Origin of the sequence: Rhizobium sp. K102 (assembly GCF_022385315.1) — a bacterium.
Classification (GTDB): Bacteria; Pseudomonadota; Alphaproteobacteria; order Rhizobiales; family Rhizobiaceae; genus Rhizobium; species Rhizobium croatiense.
Window position 1 is genome coordinate 425751 of record NZ_CP092437.1, and the last position, 14273, is coordinate 440023.

The 14273-nt window shown below is 60.8% G+C and carries 15 protein-coding genes and 2 pseudogenes; 12 read left to right on the forward strand and 5 right to left on the reverse strand.

Annotation, left to right across the window (positions count from 1 at the left end):
• Positions 1-40: 40 nt before the first annotated feature.
• The 3 genes from MHI61_RS29490 to MHI61_RS29500 all read left to right on the forward strand — a co-directional run bounded on the left by MHI61_RS29490 (position 41) and on the right by MHI61_RS29500 (position 2096).
• The gene (locus MHI61_RS29490; protein WP_239793000.1) at positions 41-286 is read left to right on the forward strand and encodes a pentapeptide MXKDX repeat protein; all 246 of its coding nucleotides are present in this window, start codon (positions 41-43) and stop codon (positions 284-286) included.
• Positions 287-480: 194 nt separating this feature from the next.
• On the forward strand, positions 481-1323 hold the full coding sequence (locus MHI61_RS29495; RefSeq protein ID WP_239793001.1) for a cytochrome b/b6 domain-containing protein: 843 nt from the start codon (positions 481-483) through the stop codon (positions 1321-1323).
• Positions 1320-2096, forward strand: coding sequence for a molybdopterin-binding protein (locus MHI61_RS29500; RefSeq protein WP_239793002.1), 777 nt, complete (start codon positions 1320-1322; stop codon positions 2094-2096). Before MHI61_RS29495 ends, MHI61_RS29500 begins: the two co-directional genes overlap by 4 nt.
• Positions 2097-2123: 27 nt before the next feature.
• Here the strand turns inward: MHI61_RS29500 and MHI61_RS29505 are convergent, their stop codons facing one another.
• A complete protein-coding gene (locus MHI61_RS29505) occupies positions 2124-2885 on the reverse strand; it encodes a Crp/Fnr family transcriptional regulator (protein WP_239793003.1) in 762 nt (253 codons plus the stop codon).
• 266 nt (positions 2886-3151) lie between these two features.
• On the opposite strand from MHI61_RS29505, the gene MHI61_RS29510 reads away from it, so the two are divergent.
• The gene (locus MHI61_RS29510) at positions 3152-3871 is read left to right on the forward strand and encodes a Crp/Fnr family transcriptional regulator (protein WP_239793408.1); all 720 of its coding nucleotides are present in this window, start codon (positions 3152-3154) and stop codon (positions 3869-3871) included.
• A 34-nt stretch (positions 3872-3905) separates the two neighbouring features.
• Here MHI61_RS29510 and MHI61_RS29515 read toward each other — a convergent pair whose 3' ends face one another.
• Both MHI61_RS29515 and MHI61_RS29520 read right to left on the reverse strand, forming a co-directional pair.
• Entirely contained in the window at positions 3906-4190 is a 285-nt protein-coding gene (locus MHI61_RS29515; RefSeq protein WP_239793004.1) for a hypothetical protein, read from the reverse strand.
• Between the two features lie 105 nt (positions 4191-4295).
• Positions 4296-4667, reverse strand: coding sequence for a hypothetical protein (locus MHI61_RS29520; RefSeq protein ID WP_239793005.1), 372 nt, complete (start codon positions 4665-4667; stop codon positions 4296-4298).
• A 272-nt stretch (positions 4668-4939) separates the two neighbouring features.
• Here MHI61_RS29520 and MHI61_RS29525 point away from each other — a divergent pair, with 272 nt between their 5' ends.
• Positions 4940-5242 (forward strand): hypothetical protein, encoded by a 303-nt coding sequence (locus tag MHI61_RS29525; RefSeq protein ID WP_239793006.1) that lies wholly within the window; start codon positions 4940-4942, stop codon positions 5240-5242.
• Positions 5243-5472: 230 nt separating this feature from the next.
• Positions 5473-5712: a hypothetical protein gene (locus tag MHI61_RS29530; protein WP_239793007.1), complete on the forward strand. Its 240-nt coding sequence runs from the start codon at positions 5473-5475 to the stop codon at positions 5710-5712.
• An 84-nt stretch (positions 5713-5796) separates the two neighbouring features.
• Here the strand turns inward: MHI61_RS29530 and MHI61_RS29535 are convergent, their stop codons facing one another.
• Together MHI61_RS29535 and MHI61_RS29540 are read right to left on the reverse strand one after the other, a co-directional pair.
• Positions 5797-6534: a Crp/Fnr family transcriptional regulator gene (locus MHI61_RS29535; RefSeq protein WP_239793008.1), complete on the reverse strand. Its 738-nt coding sequence runs from the start codon at positions 6532-6534 to the stop codon at positions 5797-5799.
• Between the two features lie 218 nt (positions 6535-6752).
• On the reverse strand, positions 6753-8132 hold the full coding sequence (locus tag MHI61_RS29540; RefSeq protein WP_239793009.1) for a PAS domain S-box protein: 1380 nt from the start codon (positions 8130-8132) through the stop codon (positions 6753-6755).
• Positions 8133-8430: 298 nt separating this feature from the next.
• Between MHI61_RS29540 and MHI61_RS29545 the strand changes: the two genes are divergently transcribed.
• The 6 genes and pseudogenes from MHI61_RS29545 to MHI61_RS29570 all read left to right on the forward strand — a co-directional run bounded on the left by MHI61_RS29545 (position 8431) and on the right by MHI61_RS29570 (position 14269).
• The gene (locus tag MHI61_RS29545; RefSeq protein ID WP_239793010.1) at positions 8431-9102 is read left to right on the forward strand and encodes a Crp/Fnr family transcriptional regulator; all 672 of its coding nucleotides are present in this window, start codon (positions 8431-8433) and stop codon (positions 9100-9102) included.
• A gap of 163 nt (positions 9103-9265) precedes the next feature.
• Positions 9266-10025 (forward strand): annotated as a pseudogene (locus tag MHI61_RS29550) (FadR/GntR family transcriptional regulator).
• A gap of 21 nt (positions 10026-10046) precedes the next feature.
• Complete coding sequence (locus tag MHI61_RS29555; RefSeq protein ID WP_239793011.1) at positions 10047-11021, forward strand: sialic acid TRAP transporter substrate-binding protein SiaP; 975 nt, start codon at positions 10047-10049, stop codon at positions 11019-11021.
• 220 nt (positions 11022-11241) lie between these two features.
• Positions 11242-11814: a TRAP transporter small permease gene (locus MHI61_RS29560; protein ID WP_221135479.1), complete on the forward strand. Its 573-nt coding sequence runs from the start codon at positions 11242-11244 to the stop codon at positions 11812-11814.
• Positions 11815-11818: 4 nt separating this feature from the next.
• Complete coding sequence (locus MHI61_RS29565; protein WP_239793012.1) at positions 11819-13225, forward strand: TRAP transporter large permease; 1407 nt, start codon at positions 11819-11821, stop codon at positions 13223-13225.
• Positions 13226-13235: 10 nt separating this feature from the next.
• Positions 13236-14269 (forward strand): annotated as a pseudogene (locus MHI61_RS29570) (L-idonate 5-dehydrogenase).
• Positions 14270-14273: the final 4 nt, after the last annotated feature.

A 14273-nucleotide genomic window follows, 5' to 3' on the forward strand; every position in this document is an offset into this window, starting at 1 on the left:
GGCCGCCGGTGGACATGAAAAATCCATTCAGGAGAGTTCCATGACCAAGCTTTTTTCCAGCCTCGCAGCCTGCACTTTCATCGTCGGTCTTTCGCTTGCCGGTGTCGCCTCGGCTGAGGACGCCATGAAGTCCGATACGATGAAGAAGGACAATATGCAGAGCAGCGCGATGTCAAAGGACACCATGAAGACATCGGGGCCCAAGACCGACTGCATGAACAAGGCCGGCATGGAAAAAGACGCAATGAGAAAGGCCGACATGATGAAGGCCTGCGACGCGATGTAGTAGGCGTTTCGCGTCTCCGCGGCCGCTGAAACTTTCTACAGCGCCGCGCGTCTATTTAGACGCGCAAAGGACGCTGTAGCACTTTTGATTGCTGCATAATTTTATCCTTAAATCGATTCCGATTTAAGGAATTATGCAGCGGGCGGCGGCCGCGTCTTCTTCTCCCGAAACGCCCATTCATTCGGAGAACAATCATGGTGACGATCGATGCCGGCCCGACAACCGGCCGCACGCTTATCTACCGCCACAGTCTCCCTGTCCGCCTGTCGCATTGGGTGAATGTGCTTTGCCTCACCGTGCTGCTGTTCAGCGGCCTGCAGATATTCAATGCTCACCCGGCGCTCTATTGGGGCCAGTACGGCGCCGACAACGATCCGTCCTTCATCTCCATGGAAGCAACAGAAGACGGCGACCGGTTGAAGGGGCTGACGCATGTCGGTCCCTTCACCTTCGATACGACAGGTTTCCTCGGCCTCTCCGATGTCGATGGCGAGGCGACGGCAAGGGGCTTTCCGAACTGGCTCACGCTTCCGAGCTATCAGGACCTGTCGAGCGGCCGGCGCTGGCATTTCTTCTTTGCCTGGCTCTTCGTCTTCAACGGCCTTGTCTACCTCGCCTATGGACTGATCAGCCGGCATTTCCGCCGGGATCTTGCGCCGGCTTGCAACGAGCTGACACTTGCCCATCTCGGTCACGAGGTCGTCAACCACGCCCGGCTGCGCTTTCCGAAGGGGCCCGGGGCGCGGCACTACAACACGCTGCAGAAACTGACCTATCTCGTGGTGATCTTCCTGCTGCTGCCGCTGATGATTGCGACGGGTCTGACCATGTCGCCGGGCTTCAACGCGGTGGCGCCCTGGCTGCTCGATGTCTTCGGTGGCCGGCAGTCGGCCCGCACCCTGCATTTCCTCACCGCCTTCTCGCTTGTCGCCTTCGTCGCGGTGCATATCGCCATGGTGATCCTGTCGGGTGTGTTCAACAATCTGCGCTCGATGATAACCGGCTATTACGCCATCGAACAGGGAGACGAACGATGAGCCGCCTGATCACCCGCCGCCGCTTCCTGATCGGCTCGACCCTGACCGCCTCCGCATTGGGATTGAGCGGCTGCGACGCATTGGTCGAAAGCGACCGGACGAAGTCGGTACTGAAGATCGCCGAAGGCTTCAGCATGACGACGCAGCGCTTCCTGCTCGGCGATGACGCGCTGGCGCGAGAATTCACCGAGGCGGATCTCTCTCCGGTCTTCCGCTCGAACGGCACCAGCATGCCCGATAACCCGCAATATCTCGATTGGGTGAGCCGGCAATTCTCGACTTGGAGGCTTGATGTCGGCGGCCTTGTCGAAAAGCCGTCGCAGTTCACGCTGGCGCAGCTGAAGGCGATGCCGTCGCGCACGCAGATCACCCGGCACGACTGCGTCGAAGGCTGGAGCGCGATCGGCAAATGGACCGGCCTGCCGCTCGGCGCCCTGCTGCAGTCGGTCGGGCTGAAGCCGGAGGCACGCTACATCGTGTTTCATTGCGCCGACGAATACGAAAAGACGCTGGACGGCAGCGGCTGGTACTATGAGAGCATCGATCTCGTCGACGCCTTCCACCCGCAGACGATCCTCGCCTATTCGATGAACGGCCGCGACCTTGAGGTGGCGCATGGAGCGCCGCTGAGGCTGAGGGTCGAGCGGCAGCTCGGCTACAAGCAGGCGAAATATCTGACCCGCATCGAGGCGATCGCCGATCTCGGCCAGCTCTACGGCGGCAATGGCGGCTTCTGGGAGGATCGCGGCTACGAATGGTATGCCGGGATATAAGTCACCGGCAGGCTTCGATCCGCCTGTTCACGCCGGCTGTGGGGAAGCTATGTCGGTGAGACCGCGCCTCGATTTCCTGAGAGGCCCGATCAGCCGCTCATATTCGTCCTCTGCCTTGCCATAGGCGTCGGAGGCGAAGTCCTCCAGGCCGGCGCGATCCCTGATGATCACCAGGCCGCGAACGGAGCGGATGAAGCGGTAGCCTTCGAGCAGATGCAAGGCAGTGGTGACGCTCGGCCGCCGCACCGCCAGCATCAAGGCAATGAACTCGTGTGTCAGCGCGAGCTCATTGCCGTCGATTCTATCGTGGCACATCAATATCCAGCGGGCCAACCGCTCATCGATCTCATGGACGGCGTTGGAGAGCGCGGTGAAACCGGCCTGCGTCGCCAGAACATGAACAGCCTTGTGGAGGAGGCTGGCGAAAACCGGCTGCGTTTTCATCAGATCCAGCAGCGCGGTTTGCCGCAGACGATAGGCGAAGCCCGGCACCTGGACTGTGACCTCAGGAACGCTGACGCCTGCACCTATCGCCGCCGCGACCGGTGCAAAGCCGTCGCGGCCGAACAATCCCGCTTCGACGCGATTGCCCTCAGGCGAGATATTGATGACCGAGCCTATGCCCGAGCATGGAAAATAGGCATGCTCGATCACCGCATCTGCCGGGACGATAATGTGACCGCGAGGGATGGCGCAGGGTTCGAGATGGGCGAGGACTGCCGTATATTCGTCCTCCGGCAAGAGACCCAGCAGGCGATTCTCTGTCGGCCGCATCATGGTTTCTGCCATTGTTTGCCCTCCGGCCAGCACGGAATGCTACAGACAGGACAAGCGAATTCCGATCACCAGCTGCGTCCGCCCAAGCCCAACTCACAGGCCCTTTGTTGGTTCCCGCCATCGCCGCACCGCTGATCAATGATCCGCGCGCATATGTCTTTGCGGGCAGAGGTCGCCGAGCACTTCTGTACGCTATTGCACAGTGTATTGCTCAACGATTCTAGATGGTTAGGTTCGCCCGCGACAACGATCGCCTCATCATCGTTGCGTGGACGGACATGGAAGACGAAGAATTGAATTTTCGGAATGAACTTTTGCGCGCCATGGGGCCGCAAGAGCGCGAGCTTCTGCTGCCTCATCTGGAGCCCGTTACCCTGGACGTCACCTTGATCCTGGAAATGGAGGATACTCCGGTCAGCGATGTCTACCTCCTGGAGTCGGGCCTTGCCTCGATCGTGGCGAGATTTCCGGGCGGGCGGGATATTGAAGTGGGGATCGTCGGCCGTGAGGGCATGACCGGCGCCTCGGTCGTGCTCGGCGGCGACCAATCGGCGAACCGCACATTCATGCAGGTCTCCGGGCACGGCTTCAAATTGCCGGCGCGTATCCTCTCTGCTGCGATGGAAGAAAGCCGCGCCCTGCGCCGCCTGCTTCTCGCCTATGTCCAGGCGCTGCTCGCGCAAACGACATCGACGGTCCTTGCCAATGGTCACGCCAAGCTCGAAGAACGGCTCGCCCGCTGGTTGCTGATGGTTCATGACCGGACCGACGGCATGACCATCTGGTTGACCCATGAATTCCTGGCCGTGATGCTCGGTGTACGCCGCGCCGGCGTCACGGTCGCGCTGCACCTGCTCGAAGGCAAGGGCCTGATCCGCTCCACCCGGCGGCAGATCGTCATTCTCAACCGGCGCGGACTGATCGAAGAGGCGCACGGCTCCTATGGAGCGGCCGAGGAGGAATATCGGCGTTTGATCGGCAGGCACCTTGCGCGTTGATGTCGATGCGCAGCCGCCGGCCACGCAATCCGCGTTACGAACCGGCCATTCCGCCTTCGGGCCTGCCGGCGCCTGATATGACCGCTGCGGTCACATCAGGCGTGTTCTGCGCAAGTGCCAGACGACCGACCGACAGCAACTTGTCATGGTCCGTCACGCCATGACGATAGAGTCCGATCAGCAATACCGCGATCTTTTGCATCGCTGCCCCGCGCAACGGTTCACCGGCCTCGGAGCAGATCAGATTCAAGATGGCCCGCAATCGACTGAGATCGGCCAAATCCAATGCTTTGAGATGAATAGACTGACAGTCGGGCATAGCACCGTTCCTGATGCCAGGGCTTCCCATTAGTACCTTCTAATAATGGAACTCGACGAAGCTCGATTCAACTCCCCCCGACGAATTGTACGCAAACGAACACCCTCAATGATAATAGGACAGGTCCGGCCCGAACAACGCTGCGATCATCGCATCGATATCGGCAGGACGGCCGCTGAGAGTAAAGCCGCCGGGCGGCGCTTTGGACCGCTGATCGTGCGCGAAGACAAAGGGTATGCCTCGAATCTCCAACCATTCGTTCAGCCATAGCATAGCCTGATCGGAGATCCTGACGTCGATGATCGCGGCCTCGAACACAAGTTCCTCACTCAAGCATTCCATCGCGCTGGAGACGACGACCGGCCCGGCAATCGAAGCCTGATAGGTTATCAAGGCCTGTCTTGCGTCGTCCGAGAGGAAGCCCGGCTCACCGATGATAAGGATCGTTTTGCCGGCGACCGGACTGAGCGATTTCATGGCGGATGCCCACAATAGCCTTGGTTTGGACGGTGCTCACGCTGTTCAATGGCAACTCAAACCTCAGACGATCCGCTTCCTCGTGCGTAACACATTCAAGCCCGCCGTGCGACGTTCATTCGTCGTTCCTGCCGAACCTGATCCGACCTCGTTGGTTCCACGGCTTTGATGGAGGAAGCCCACAGACCGCTCGCATCCGTACGCTTCCGTACCCGTAGTTGAAAACGAAAATCCGAAGATTAGGATCGGCTTAAGTATGGGGAGGAATGCAGATGAGCCAGCATTCGGGAATTACGAAGCCCGCGCTGCAGCCCGACGACATAGCTATGCTGCATGCCGTGCTCAGGGGGTGGTGCCGGGAAAAATCCTGCGAAATCGGCAGTCCGGCCGCACAGCATGTTGCGCGGGAACTCGTCTCCTGGTTCGAATGCGGCATCCGCAATCCGCATAAGCTCGCTGGCCTGATGCGCCACATGCACCTGGATATGAAAGACTTGCCGACCTCAACAGATGCATCGGGCACGGTCTCGCGCCCAGCCGCGAAAGCCGGCCAGTTAGCGTGCCATGATGCATAAAAGCCGGCGCAGCGACTGCTTGGAAGGTATCATCAGGGAGCTCTTTCGGCTTCGCGCGACGATGGTGCGTGTTGGAACCGACGCGGCCATCACTTGCCATTGATCGCTTTTGCGAACGGATGGCGAACGAAGAAAACCCTGAGATTGCTGCTGCCGACGCAACCGGCGGGCTCTTTCTAAGGAACCGCGCTCTGAATTAAGGCATTGTTTCTGCAACGATGGGGCAGCGCATGCCGAGATTTTATTTCCACGTCGTTTCAGACACCGTGGCGGTGGTCGATTTGGAAGGTTCGGAACTGGCAACGCTTGACGACGCCAGGCGAGAAGCCGTGCAGGATGCAAGAGCGCTCATGAGCCAGGCGGTGTTGGCCGGAAAAGACATTTCGGCGAGACGGATCCACATCTGCGACGAACAGGGGGGTATCCTCCTGATCGTGCAATTTGCCGAGACGATCCGGCGCTCGGATTAGAGCAGAACGCCGAGCGGTTTTCGGACAATCTTGCGCTATTCATTATTCGGGATCCGGGCGTTGTCAGGCCAATCAGCCCTGCAATCACCCGGATTTGGCCGGGCGCCGGATCGGCAGTCCGATCAAACGCTCATATTCCCGCTCGGGAACACCGTAGCTTCCGCCGGCGATCTCCTCCAGCCGTTCCCGGTTGAGAATCTTCACATTGGCGCGGGTCGACCTGATCGCTCTCAGCCCTTCGATGACATGCAATTCGTTCGTCACGCCGGAGCGGCGCACGCCGAGCATCAGCGCCAGAAATTCATGGGTGAGCGGCAGGTCGTGGCCGGCCAGCCGGTCATGACACATCAGCAGCCAGCGGGCGAGCCGCTCATGCATGTTGTAGCGGCCGTTGGCGAGTGCCGACTGCGCCAGCTGGATGTCGCAGCAATGCACATAGTTGAGCAACAGGGCGTTGACTTTTGGAAAGGCTTTCATCACCCGTTCGAAGGCTTCGACAGAGACTTGCAGCCCGCTTCCGGCGACCTGCATGAACGTCCGGTTGGGCGTCGTATCCGTCTTCAGCAGGATATGCGCGCCGGCCATGCCCTCATAGCCGATATGCCCGACCTCGACGGCTTCGTCTTCGGCATTCGATGCGACCATCGATGCGAGGCCGTCCTCGATGAAACACACATGGTCGTTCGGTTGATCGGCTTCGACCAGCACGTGTTTCAGCGGCAGCTGGATTGTCTGCGCGTCGGCGAGCGGCATATCGAAGGCGTCGGCAGGCAAAGCCTTCAACAGCAGATTGTGAATGTGGCGCTGATCCGGTGCGGCCATGACCGTCTCCTTCGGGGAGGGAGCCCGTGCTCATACCGGCAGCCTTCATGATCGCGGTAATGAACAGCTTATGCGTCAAAACAGCCGGCATATCTATATTCGTGGGCGGTTCTGTGCGGTTTTGACCAAACCGGCGAATGGGCGGGGGGATGTGATCATACATGTGGATTCAAGGTGTTAAGTGGGCCTGCAAATGAATAACGTGTCGTGCGGCCGGCTCAGACATCTCTCGGCAATCGAATGACGAAACCCGTGCCCGGCCGTCGATCTTCGATGTGCAGTTCGGCCTTCAGCTGTTGCACCAAGGCGCGCACCACCTTCATTCCGAGGCTTTTTCCGCCGTTTTCGTCGCAGGAAAATGCCGGGGGCAAACCCTTGCCGCCGTCTGAAATTTCCAGGCGGATGTCACTGCCGTCGTTGCGCGCGATGACGCGGACGGCGCCGCCGACATCAGGATAGGCGTGCTTGAAAGCGTTGGTCACCAGCTCGTTGACCAGCAGAGCGATCTGGATTGCACGATCCGCATCGACCATGCATGGATCCGCATCGACGGAGACGGTGTGAAGGGAGGTCGACTGTTCCAGGCGTTGACACAGGCTCGACAGAAAATCAGCGAGATCCACGGTTTCGATATGTGGTTGCCGCCATAATTGATCATGCACCTGGGCGATCGTGCCGACGCGCGCCTCTGCGTCACGAAGAGCCCGCTCGACCTCCGGCTGCTTCGCCGAGCGCGCCTGCATCGCAAGCATTCCCGCAACCAGCGCCAAGCTGTTTTTGATGCGATGGCTCATCTCCCGCATCATGATCTGCTGACGCTCCTGGGCAGAATGCCGATCTGTGTCGTCCCGGAGCACCTTGAGGAAGCCGGCGCGATGATGCTGGGCGCGCAGCGGCATCGTCAGTCCGCTGCCCCAGAAAGTCGTACCGTCCTTGCGTAAGTGAAAGCGTTCGTTTTCTGCACGGCCGTGCTCCAACGCACACTTCATCTCGCGTTCCGGGGCGCCTTCCTCGCGATCCTCAGGCAGAAAAAGAATGCGCGCGTCGCACCCGAGAATCTCCTGTTCCTCATAGCCGAAGATCCGGCAGGCTCCGGTGTTCCAGCTGATGATCAGCCCGTCTCGGTCGAAGGCGAAAATCGCATAGTCGATTGCGCTTTTGAGGATGAGCTGCAGGCGCTCCTCGCTGGCTCGCAGCGCTTCGTCTTGCTGCAGCTTTCGTGTCCGGTCGCGCACGACCTTCATCAGGCCGTACACTTGGCCGCCATGGTTGCGAAGCGGCATCATCAGCCCGGACGCCCAGAACACGCTGCCGTCTTTCCTGACGTGCCATCGATTGTCGTCAGCGCGGCCGGTGGCAAGAGCGAGCCTCATCTCCTTGAGCGCAGCGCCGGCAAGCTGATCCTCGAAGGTAAAGATGACGACGCTGTTCTGCCCGATGATTTCACGTGCTGAATAGCCGAAGAGATGTTCTGCGCCGGCACTCCATGTCACCACCGTGCCGTCGAGATCCATGGCAAATATCGCATAGTCCAGCGCACTCTCGACGATGTGGCGATAAATTTCAGTGTCGTCGCCCGGAAAGGTATATTGGTCCATACCAGCGCACTCCCGGAATTCCATTTTCCGACTTTACCACTTGTGCCGGTGATTTTTTTGCGGCGTGCGCTTGCGTACAAAAGCTGGGGAGGGGCGGCCTGCTGGTCGATGCGAGGTGGTGTCCGGAGCCTTGCAATCAGTGGTCAAGGGGTCCATAATTCCAGCCATCGTCAGCAGACTTTATGGCGCTGGCGGCTGGGAGACGAGGTGCTCCTGCCGAACCAAAGGGCAGGCCATGCGACGTCTTCACACCCAAAATCTCATCCTTTCGCATCTGGCGGATTCGGAGCTTCTGGCTTTGGAAGCGGTTCTTGAGCCGCTCATCCTCCCACGCGGTCTCGATCTCGTCGATACAGGCATGCCGGTAAGTCATTATTACTTTCTTGAAAGCGGCATCGCCTCCATGGTGGCGACAAGTTCCGAGGGCAGAAGGGCGGAGATCGGCCTGGTCGGCAGGGACGGAGTGTCACCGCCGGTCCTGCTTATGGAGGGGAAGCGATCGCCCTTCCAGGTCACCATGCAGGTCGCCGGCCATGGGCGCCGGGTCGAAGCCGCGACCCTCGCAGGGTTCCTGCGCGAGCAACCCGCAGTCCAGGCGCTGCTTTCGCAGTTTGTTCAAATTTTCTTCGTGCAGGTCGCCCACACAGCGCTTTCCAACGCCGTCCACAAGATCGATGTCCGATTGGCGAAATGGATATTGATGTGTCACGATCGGCTGGATGGCGAGGAGATCGCCATTACGCATGAGTATCTGGCGACCATGCTTGGCGTGAGACGATCGAGCGTCACCGACGCCTTACATATTCTGGAAGGCGAGCAACTCATTTACTCCAGCCGTGGCCTGGTGATCATCCGCAACCGCCTTGCTCTCGAAGCTTTCGCGGCCGACGCTTATGACTTACCGGGCATCTCCGGCCCCGCTTCGCCGGGAATCGTCCGCTCGCCCCGTGCGCACGTTGCGGCACATTGAAAGCAGCATGTGTCGCTCCCGACCGCCGACCAGCACCGTCCGCAGCTCCTGTTGCGTTCATGCGGCGCATTGACGCACAACCCGCGGGATGGTAACGATGCGTTAATTGGTCAGGCCAGTTGACCAGCTGCGGCTTGAGGAGAGTCGGCCCAGGGAGGCCATGATGTTTTCGCCTGTTGAATCGCGCCGTCTTTATCGCCAGGTGGCGGATCGAGATTCGCTTGATGATCGCGAGCGGTGAGCTTGCCGTCGGCCAGCGGCTGCCGGCCGAGCGCGACCTGGCGGAGCAATTGTCCGTATCACGCCCGACGGTACGCGAGGCGCTGATCGTCCTGGAGGTCGAAGGCCTCGTCAACATTCGCATGGGATCCGGCATCTATGTGGTGCGCCAGCACGCCGCCAATGCTGCGGCAAGCGAACGAGAGCCCGTGGAGGGACCTTTCGAATTGCTGCAGGCGCGCGCCATTATCGAATGTGCCATTGCCGAGGAAGCGGCGGGCTGCGCCAAGCCGGACGGCATCGCCGGGCTCGACGAGGCGCTGATGCGCATGAGCGGCGGCGTCAATGATGCGAGCGTGGTGCTTGCCGCCGACCGGGCCTTCCACACCGGCATTGCCGCCATCGTCGGCAATGCGACGCTGATCCGCGTGACCGGCGAAATGTTCGACATGCGCATGACCCCATATTTCGCCAGGCTCGCCAGCCATTTCGAGGGGCCGAATACATGGCGCAGCGCTCTCGATGAACATCGGACCATTCGCGATGCGATCGCCGCCGGCGATGCAGCGGGCGCAAAGGCCGCCATGCGTACCCATCTCACCATGTCGCAGAAGAGATTTTCCGAGAGCTTCGGGGAGGAGTTGTCGGGAGAAGAGAAGCGCAGCCACGACAGGGCGCGCGCGAAAGGAACGGCCAAGACTTAACCGAGCTCGGAGGAGAGAGCGATGAAGAGCAGACTGGCAACGATACTTTGCACCGCAGCCGCGATCATGGCGAGTACAGCGATCGCCCATGCCCAGACCGTGCTGAAATGGGCGCATGTCTATGAAACGTCCGAGCCCTTCCACACCGATTCCGTCTGGGCCGCGGAAGAAATCAACAAGCGCACCGACGGCCGCTACAAGATCGAGGTCTATCCGGCCTCGCAGCTCGGCAAGGAAGCCGACATCAACCAGGGCCTCAAGCTCGGCACGGTCGACATCATCATCTCGGGATCGAGTTTTGCAGCGCGCGACTACAAGCCGATCGGCGTCACCTATTTCCCCTATATCTTCCGCAGCCCGGAGCACCTGATCGCCTATACCAAGAGCGACGTCTTCAAGCGCCTCGCCAAGGGTTATGAGGACAAGACCGGCAACCACATTGCCGCCGTCAGCTATTACGGCACGCGCCATACGACCTCGAACAAGCCGATCGCCAAATGCGCCGATATGCAGGGTCTGAAGATCCGCGTGCCTGATGTTCCCGCCTATCTTGCCATGCCGCGCGCCTGCGGCGCCAACACGACGCCGATCGCCTTTGCCGAAGTTTATCTCGCTCTGCAGAACGGCACGGTCGAGGCGCAGGAAAATCCGTTGACGACGATCGAGGCGAAAAAGTTCTACGAAGTCCAGAAGAACATCATCCTGACCGGCCACATCGTCGACCACCTCAACACGGTGATCTCGAAGACCCGGTGGGCGAGCCTTTCCGACGAAGACAAGAAGATCGTCGGCGAAGTGATGCAGGAGGCCGCCGAGCGCACCACCAAGACGATCGCCGGCAAGGAAAACAGCCTCGTCGCCACCTTCAAGGAAAAGGGCATCAACGTCACCGAGGTGGACAAGGCCGACTTCGAAAAGACTGTGATGGAGAAGGTCAAGTTCGAGGACTTCGGCTACGAGAAGGCCGATTGGGAAGCGATCCGGGCGATCCAGTAAACTCGTCAGCGAAGACTGCCCCTCTCACTCTCACCCTAACCCTCTCCCCGTGCCGTGCGAGAGGCCGGGGGCGAACCGAGAGGTTGCGGCATGTCCCTTCTCCCCGCGTGCGGGGAGAAGGTGGCGGCAGCCGGATGAGGGGCAGCGCCTGCCTCAACGAACCAAAGGCCGCGCCGCCCACGCGCCGCGCCCTTCTTCCCCAAAAGGAACAAGGCCGACCATGTCGCAAGAAATTCACACCCCGATCACGGCCGAGGAAATCGGCCACGAGTTCGAAGGCCACGCGCCGACCGCAAATGTCTCGGACTACGCCATCGAGGACTGGATCACGCTGATCGTATTCTGGCTGATGGCAGGCTGCGTCTTCCTGCAATTCTTCACGCGCTATGTGCTGAACGACAGCTATGCATGGACCGAGGAAATCGCGATCAACTGCCTGATCGGCGTCGTCTTTCTGGGCGCCGTCATGTGCGTGCGCACCTCGCGGCATATCCAGGTTGACGTGTTCTATCACTACATGCCGGCGGGGCTGGCGCGCGTGCTTGCCACTTTCGTCGATATCATCCGCATCGGCTTCTTCGCTTACGGCTGTTATCTGATGTGGCGTTACGTCGACATCGTCGCCGACGAGGAGATGGTCACCATCGCACTGCCGCGCAACATCGTCTTCTACTCGGTGCTGGTCGCTTTCGTGCTGATGCTGATCCGCGCGGTGATCGTCTTCATCGCCAATATGCGCCGCGGCTACTCCGTTCTGGAGCGCCCGGAAGAATTCCAGACCGTCGAGGGTTGATCCAATGCTGCTGCTTCTTGGCTCCTTTCTGGTGATGATGCTGATCGGCGTGCCCGTCGCCATCTCGATGGCCGTCGCCTCCGTGCTTTACATCGTGCTCTACGGCATCGCGCCGGACATCATCGTCGCCCAGCGCATGATCGCGGGCGTTGAAAGCTTCCCGCTGCTCGCCGTGCCCTTCTTCATCCTGGCGGGCAATCTGATGAACTCGGCGGGTGTGACCGGCCGCATCTATTCCTTCGCGGTCGCGCTGGTCGGCTGGATGAAGGGCGGGCTGGCGCAGGTCAACATCATTGGCTCGGTCATCTTCTCCGGCATGTCGGGAACGGCACTCGCCGATGCGGCGGGCATCGGTACGATCGAGATCAAGGCGATGAAGGATCACGGCTATCCGGTCGAAGCGGCGGTCGGCGTGACGGCGGCGTCTGCCACGCTCGGCCCGATCTTCCCGCCGTCGCTGCCCTTCGTCATCTATGGCATGATGGCGAACGTCTCGATCGGCGCTCTGTTCATGGCCGGCATCCTGCCCGGCATCGTCATGACGCTGCTGATGATGATCACCGTCGCCGCCTTTGCCTATTACAAGCGCTGGGGCTCGGATGCGCCGTTCGACGTCAGGCAGCTGCTGTCGGCCGGGTTGGAGATCCTCGTCGTGCTGATGGTGCCGGTGGCGATCTATCTGATGATGCGGGCCGGCCTGTCGATGAATGCGGCGGCGGGCATCGCCCTTCTCGTGCTTCTGGGGCTCGACTGGTATTTCGGCTTTTCCGCCGTCATGGCGCTGATGACCCCGGTTATCCTGATCGGCGGCATGACGATGGGCTGGTTCACGCCGACCGAAGCCGCGGTCGCCGCCGTGCTCTGGTCGCTGTTCCTCGGCCTGGTGCGCTACCGCACCATGACCTTCTCGACACTCGCCAAGGCCAGCTTCGATACGATCGAGACGACGGCATCGGTTCTCTTCATCGTCACCGCGGCTTCCGTCTTCGCATGGCTCTTGACGGTCAGCCAGGCCGCGCAGCTGCTGTCCGATGCGATCCTTTCGATCACCGACAATAAATGGGTGTTCCTGATCCTCGTGAACCTGCTGATGCTGTTCGTCGGCTGCTTCCTGGATACGATCGCGGCGATCACCATTCTCGTACCGATCCTGCTGCCGATCGTCGCCAAGTTCGAGATCGATCCGGTTCAGTTCGGCCTGATCATGACGCTGAATCTGATGATCGGCCTGTTGCATCCGCCGCTCGGCATGGTGCTGTTCGTGCTGTCCCGAGTGGCGAAACTCTCGGTCGAACGCACCACCATGGCAATCCTGCCCTGGCTGGTGCCGCTCTTCCTGGCATTGATCCTGATCACCTTCATCCCGGCCGTATCGCTCTGGTTGCCGCAGCAGCTCGGACTGTTGAGATAGGAGGGCCGTGATGCGAACACGTCTGGCACGGCTTTACCAAAAGGGCGATCTCAGGATCGAGGCCGACACCGTTGCGCCCCCGGCCCAGGCCAGGTGCTGCTGAAAATGGCAGCCGCAGGCATCTGCGGCTCCGACCTGCATTATTATCAGGACGGCGGCTTCGGACCGATCCGGGTGCGCGAGCCGATCATACCCGGTCACGAAGCCTCGGGAATCGTGGAGAGGGCAGGGGAAGGGACAGACCTGAAACCCGGGACGCTGGTGGCGGTCAACCCCAGCCAGCCCTGCGGCCAATGCGAATATTGCGCGAAGGGACTGCCGATCCACTGCCTCGACATGCGCTTCATGGGCAGCGCGATGCGCCTGCCTCATGAGCAGGGCATGTTCCGGGAATGGCTGGTCGTGCCGGCCAAGCAGTGCTTCGAAGTGGGAGCGGTGACGACGGCTGCGGAAGCCGCCTGCAGCGAGCCCTTGGCCGTTTGCCTGCACGCGGCATCGCGTGCGGGAGAAATCGCGGGCAAGCGCGTCCTCGTCACCGGCGCCGGCCCGATCGGCTGCCTGATGGTTGCCGCCGCCCGCTATCACGGCGCGGCCGAGATCATCGTGACCGATCTGGCCGATGCGGCGCTGGAGAGAGCCGAGGCGATGGGCGCGAGCCGGACGATCAATGTGTCTCGAGAGGCTGCAGCACTTGCCGAATTCGAGACGGGCAAGGGCTATTTCGATCTCGTCTTCGAATGCTCGGCCGCCGCACCCGCCATCCGCAGCGCCATTGCCGCCATCAGGCCGCGCGGCACGATCGTGCAGGTCGGCGTCACCGGAGAGATCCCGATCCCGCTCAACGCCATCGTCGGCAAGGAGCTGCATATCCACGGCACGCAGCGTTTCGACGAGGAATTCGCCGCCGCCGTCGGGCTGATCTCAAGGCGAGAGATCGATGTCCGGCCGATCATCAGCCACAGCCTGCCCCTCGAAGAGGCAACCGCAGCCTTCACACTGGCCGGCGACCGGACGGCCGCCTGTAAGGTACAGCTTACGTTTTAGAGGC